Origin of the sequence: Vreelandella rituensis, assembly GCF_003336665.1 — a bacterium.
Taxonomy (GTDB): domain Bacteria; phylum Pseudomonadota; class Gammaproteobacteria; order Pseudomonadales; family Halomonadaceae; genus Vreelandella; species Vreelandella rituensis.
In genome coordinates this window covers 1-1,927 of record NZ_QPIJ01000135.1, presented here as the reverse complement: position 1 = coordinate 1,927, position 1,927 = coordinate 1, and the positions used below count along the sequence as shown (strand labels likewise).

The following is a 1,927-nucleotide window of genomic DNA, read 5'->3' as shown; positions in this document are numbered from 1 at the left end:
CACAGATCACTTGGTTCTCGTTGACGATCTGCCGGGTGAGTTTATGAAGGTGGTCAAGCCGGGCATCGGCGATTTTCGCGTGGCGCCTGGCCACTTTCTGCTTGGCTTTCGCCCGATTGTTGGAGCCTTTTTGCTTACGGCTCAGTTGCCGTTGCGCCCGCGCCAGTTGGCGCGCGTGACGCGCCGTATGGCGGGGGTTATTGACGCGCTTGCCGTCACTGGTCACGAATAGGTCTTTCAGCCCGAGATCGATACCCACCATCTTGGGGGTAATGGACAGTGATTCGGCGTCCACTTTGCACAGGCAGCTAATGAAATAGCGACCGGCGCGGTCTTGGGACACGGTAACGGTGCTGGGGGCTGACGGAAGCACGCGACTCCAGCGGATGCTGAGGGGTTCCTGGCACTTGGCCAGCGTGATCTGGCCGTTGCGATACGCAAACGCCGAACTGGCAAAGGTGGCGGACTGCCGCTGCTTCTTTGACTTGAATCGCGGGTATCGTGCGCGCTTGGCAAAGAAGTGCTTGAAGGCCGATTGTTGATGGCGCAGGCATTGCTGCAAGGGCACCGAACTGACCTCGGCCAGGAACGCGGTGTCAGGCTGTTTTTTCAACTGAGTCAGGAACGCACTGGCGTCGTTGTAGCCGATTTTCTCTTTGCGCTCGTAAAACGCATCGGTGCGATGTCGCAGCACCGCGTTCCAGACAACCCGCACGCACCCAAACGTCCGCGCCAGCAGGATTTCCTGCTCGGGCGTCGGGTAGAATCGGTACTTGTAGGCGCGTTCGGCTTTCATGACTTACAGCTTAGTATAATTTACGTAAGAAAACAAGGCGTCCTCTCGGACGCCGCGCTTGTATCCCCAATGAAAGGGACTCCTCCCCTCCTAAAGCTTCATCGAGCTACATGGATAGTCACTACGTGCATCAATGGAAAAAGGGGAAGCGTCATGCATCAGCATAAAGCGATTGGAATTGATTTGGCAAAGCGGGTTTTCCAAGTGTGCATCGTTGATACACGCAACCAGAAAGTTCATGTCAACAAGGCATTGAAGCGACGAGAAGTGCCCGACTTCCTGCGTCAGCAGCCCCCATGCCGGGTCTTTATGGAAGCATGCGGGGGTTCACATTATTGGGCACGACAAATAAAGGCGTTAGGGCATGTCGTCGGCTGATTTCACCCCAGTTCGTCACCCCGTTTCGCAAGGGACATAAAACGGATGCCAATGATGCGCTGGCGATTGTCGAGGCTGGTTTACGCCCTGATATGCGTTTCGTGCCTACCAAGGCAATAGAACAACAGGACATCCAGAGTCTGCATCGAATCCGTGATCGCTGTATCAAGCAACGGACTCAATTGACCCACCAGATGCATGGTCTATTACAGGAATACGGCATTATTTGTGGCCGTGGACAAAAATCACTGACCCAAGCCGTTTGGCGGGCAGTCGAAGATGCGGAAAATGAACTGACCATGTTGATGCGTCAGCTGCTGACTGAGCAAATGGAAGAACTGGAGCAACTCAACAACCGCCTTCTGGATCTTGATCAACAAGTGGAGCAAGTCAGTCGTGCGTTCGCCCCCTGCCGTCAACTGATGGCCATTGAAGGTATCGGCATAGTATCAGCGACGCAACTTTACAGTGCGTTAGGTGACGGTCGAGCTTTCGAGAATGGCCGTCAGGCCTCTGCCTACATTGGCCTGACGCCAAAGCAATATAGTAGCGGCGGCTCAGCCACTATGCGAGGCATTGGGCGCACTGGGCAACTATCCCTTAAATGCGCGCTTATACGAGGGGGGCACGCTGCCATTCGTGTCCTGGGCGATAAACAAGATGCCAGAAGTCGGTGGTTACGTGATTTAGTCAGTCGTGTTGGCAAAAACAGGGCGGCCGTTGCGCTCGCCAACAAAAATGTCCGTATTGCCT

2 protein-coding genes are annotated in these 1,927 nt (G+C 54.8%); one reads left to right on the top strand and one right to left on the bottom strand.

Features of this window, described 5'->3' with window-relative positions:
* A partial coding sequence (locus tag DU506_RS21060; protein ID WP_147273810.1) for an RNA-guided endonuclease InsQ/TnpB family protein occupies positions 1–796 on the bottom strand: 796 nt, incomplete at its 3' end.
* 296 nt (positions 797–1,092) lie between these two features.
* On the opposite strand from DU506_RS21060, the gene DU506_RS21055 reads away from it, so the two are divergent.
* On the top strand, positions 1,093–1,927 hold an 835-nt coding region (locus DU506_RS21055; protein WP_114488777.1), incomplete at its 3' end, for an IS110 family RNA-guided transposase.